This is a genomic window from Cupriavidus sp. 22TCCZM01-5, assembly GCF_057798915.1.
Genome location: NZ_JBYOJR010000075.1, coordinates 1 through 2,485 on the forward strand (window position 1 = coordinate 1; position 2,485 = coordinate 2,485).

2 protein-coding genes and 1 pseudogene are annotated in these 2,485 nt (G+C 60.0%); all 3 read right to left on the reverse strand.

Annotation, left to right across the window (positions count from 1 at the left end):
* Positions 1 to 152: 152 nt before the first annotated feature.
* Positions 153 to 683: a hypothetical protein gene (locus AC3FNH_RS32440; protein ID WP_488722992.1), complete on the reverse strand. Its 531-nt coding sequence runs from the start codon at positions 681 to 683 to the stop codon at positions 153 to 155.
* 132 nt (positions 684 to 815) lie between these two features.
* Positions 816 to 1,868 carry an alpha/beta fold hydrolase gene (locus tag AC3FNH_RS32445; RefSeq protein WP_488722993.1) on the reverse strand — a complete coding sequence of 351 codons (1,053 nt, stop codon included), beginning with the start codon at positions 1,866 to 1,868 and terminating at the stop codon, positions 816 to 818.
* Positions 1,869 to 1,884: 16 nt separating this feature from the next.
* Positions 1,885 to 1,998 (reverse strand): annotated as a pseudogene (locus tag AC3FNH_RS32450) (RidA family protein); the annotation flags it as partial.
* Positions 1,999 to 2,485 lie beyond the last annotated feature (487 nt).

Sequence of the window (2,485 nt, forward strand, 5' to 3'; positions counted from 1 at the left end):
GTCCGCCATGAATCAGTTTGCTATTCTGTATGGCGAGCGATTTACTGCCGCTCGAAGCTGACAAAATTCAAAACCGCCTCGCACACAAAAATACGGACAGGCCCGATCCTACGGGATCTTGTATCATTAATTAAGCTTCTTGCAGGACGCAGCTAGTGTTCCCGCCAGCACTGGTAGAGCAGTGCGGTGACAACAAAGAATGCTATGTGCGCGATCGCGAAGAACAGCATGCCGCCTGCCGTGAGCACGCTATGCCCTGCGAACCCCTGGCCGATCAGCGGTAGAACCATGCATGCATTCAACAGCCATATAGCGAGTGCGTATAAAAGACCTTTGATCAGCGCGCTGGCAGGGAGCCTCGCGAACGTGAACGCGTAGAACACGGCCATCGCGATGCCGATGGCGATGTGGAAGACCTGCTGGAACGCGTAAAGCCTGACAAGCGGTAATGCCGACATGCCGAGCGTCTGTGCGAGCAGCGTCAACAATCCGCCGCGCGCGGTGACGAGCCCGAAGTGATCGGCGATGGACAGCAGCGCGGTATTGACCGCGATGCCTGCGAATCCTGCCAGGGCCGCAGTCGACACTCTCGACGAGTCGCTAGTCGGGCGGCGCCCGGTCTTCGATACGGTTTCGTTCATATTGCGTTTGCTTGAGGGGGAAACCTCGGTAAAACGGCGCATGCCGCGTTCGCCTGTACAGTCTCAAGACACAACCGGTCCCGCACTAGCGCCACGTTGCCGAGTTTGTCGTTGCTGACCTTCTGTCGGCATCCGTGAGCCGCCATTGCGCGATTGGTCCCCGGGTCTGCCGCACTAAAGCCTGTCGACGTCGATCACGGCCTGAGCGAATGCCTGGGGCGCTTCCTGGGGAAGGTTATGGCCGATGCCCCCCGTGATAGTCCTGTGCTCGTATTTCCCGGTGAACTTGCGCGCGTAGGCGCTGGGCGGAGGGTGAGGTGCACCGTTGGTATCGCCTTCCATGGTGATGGTCGGCACACCAATGGTCGGCGCCAAGGCAAGTTGCTGCTCAAAAGCATCGTACTTTGCCTCGCCAGAGGCAAGACCTTGCCGCCAGCGATAATTGTGAACGGCAATGGCGACATGGTCCGGATTGTTGAAGGCCGACGCACTCCGCTCGAAGGTGGCGTCATCGAACTTCCACCTCGGCGAGGCTTGCCTCCAGATCAGCTTGGCAAAATCGTGGGTGTATTTTTCATAGCCGGCCCGCCCGCGATCCGTTGCAAGGTAGAACTGGTACCACCACTGGAACTCTGCCTCGGGCGGCAGCGGCGACGCACCGGCCTTCTGACTCCCAATCAGGTAGCCGCTTACCGACACCAGACCCTTGCAGCGCTCCGGCCACAGCACCGCGATGATATCGCCGGTGCGCGCCCCCCAATCGAACCCAGCGAGTGTCGCCTGCCGGATATTGAGTGCATCCATCAGCGCGACGATATCGGCAGCCACGGCTGTCGGTTGGCCGTTACGCATTGTCTCTTGCGACAAGAAACGCGTAGTACCGTAGCCCCGCAGATACGGGACAATCACGCGATACCCGCGCGGTGCCAACAGCGGCGCGACGTCAACAAAGCTATGAATATCGTAAGGCCAGCCGTGCAGCAGGATGACCGCGGGTCCGTCGACCGGCCCCGCCTCGGCGTAGCCGACATTGAGCAGCCCGGCGTCGATCTGCTTCATCGACGCAAACGATGTATGGGTACCCGGCCTGGCCGAAAGCAGGATCGACGAATTCGGCGAACGTGTCTGGCCCCTGGCGGAGCCCAGCACGCCGAACTCGGAAGCAACAAGCGCCACGGCTGTCTTGCCCATGAAGCCGCGACGACGCGAATTGATATTCTCTGACATATTCCTCTCCACCTCATCAAGCGGGGGCACGCCCGCTGGCAATCCCGAAAATCAACTCAATCTCGACGCACGCGCCAAGCGGAATCCGGGCCACCCCGAACGCAGAGCGCGCGGACTTGTCGCGCTCACCAGACAGTGCTTGAGATGAGCATGAAGCGTCGTAGCAGGTCGATAACAACCAGGCGCTCGGCGGCGCCGCCTTTTTCCTGCGCCCACGTTCGGCAATGCTATGCCGCGCTCCCTGAAATTTGCGTAAGTATCGTGTTTATGCATATTGAAGTCCTTGTTACGGCCTGCTCGCACTGGCTCAACGCGCTTCATCCACGCCGCGCACAGCTTCCGGGTGCTCAACAGCAATTTCGTGTGGGCAGAACCTAGCTTCACATCGGGGGAGCGATTTCCGCTTCCTTGACCCTGTTTTGATGCCTTTGATCGCAAAGCCAAGGTCGCCGCTCGAACTGCGCAACCCGCTCCTCAACAAGGCATTTGCTATCGGGCGCGTGGTAAGCGGCAGGGCCTAGTTGCGGGAGCCGTCCGTGTAGACGTCCCTGGAATCGATGCGGGCACCATCGGTAAAGACATCGCGCGGTCCGATGCGTGCGCCATCCGTGAAGACA

Excerpts from the sequence above, each read along its gene's own strand:
- AC3FNH_RS32440 (WP_488722992.1), bottom strand. The coding sequence starts at position 683 with ATGCGCCGTTTTACCGAGGTTTCCCCCTCAAGCAAACGCAATATGAAC.
- AC3FNH_RS32445 (WP_488722993.1), bottom strand. The coding sequence starts at position 1,868 with ATGTCAGAGAATATCAATTCGCGTCGTCGCGGCTTCATGGGCAAGACA.